Source organism: Staphylococcus xylosus (assembly GCF_002732165.1).
GTDB classification, from domain to species: Bacteria; Bacillota; Bacilli; order Staphylococcales; family Staphylococcaceae; genus Staphylococcus; species Staphylococcus xylosus.
On the sequence record NZ_MRZO01000022.1, the window covers coordinates 1 to 467 of the forward strand.

General features: G+C 43.7%; 1 rRNA gene. It reads right to left on the minus strand.

What is annotated here, in order from left to right:
- Window positions 1-369: 369 nt before the first annotated feature.
- Window positions 370-467 (minus strand): 5S ribosomal RNA (gene rrf / locus BTM19_RS12890); the annotation flags it as partial.

The window sequence follows — 467 nt, forward strand, 5'->3', positions numbered from 1 at the left end:
CCACTTTTGAATTCTAACTTCTAAGTTTATTAAGATAGACTCGTAAATCTATTATTAAATTATGTTTCATTGTATTAGTGGGACTTATGCATGAGCTTTTGCTCATGTATTCCACTTTTCCTACTCTTGCGGAACGTAAGTCTGCTACCTTCGGCGCTAAAGACCTTTCTTGCCATGAGACAAGCGCTCGCATCTTTTCTCACTTGTACGCTCTCCTTACTCACTTACCACTCGTAAGCTCGTTTAGTCGCTCGTTTAGTTCGTCAGCTTCAAACGCTTTCTCAAGGCAATTACTTTCGAAGAAGTTAAGCTCTTTGCGCACAAAAAAAAGAGACCTCTCGGTCTCGGCTCATCGCATCCTATAATGCTGCCTGGCAACGTCCTACTCTTGCGGAACGTAAGTCCGACTACCATCGGCGCTAAAGAGCTTAACTTCTGTGTTCGGCATGGGAACAGGTGTGACCTCT